At 29.1% G+C, this 220-nt stretch carries 1 protein-coding gene; it reads left to right on the forward strand.

The genetic code is table 11. The features are described 5' to 3' along the window. Positions 1–206 (forward strand): JAB domain-containing protein (locus FUA24_RS10625; protein WP_317131950.1); only part of this gene is annotated, 206 nt, incomplete at its 5' end. Positions 207–220 lie beyond the last annotated feature (14 nt).

Below are 220 nucleotides of genomic sequence, written 5' to 3' on the forward strand. Positions count from 1 at the left end.
TATTTAAACAAGCTTTAGAGCTAGGTGCTACTGCTTTAATTTTGGTACATAATCATCCATCAGGAACTTTAAAACCAAGTGAAGCCGATAAACAAATTACTAACAAACTTAAAATTGCAGCACAAAGTTTAGATATTAAAGTGTTAGATCACTTAATTATTACTGAAAAAGCCTATTTTAGTTTTGCCGATGAAGCTATTCTATAGGTATTCAAATAAAT

Source organism: Seonamhaeicola marinus, from assembly GCF_008085455.1.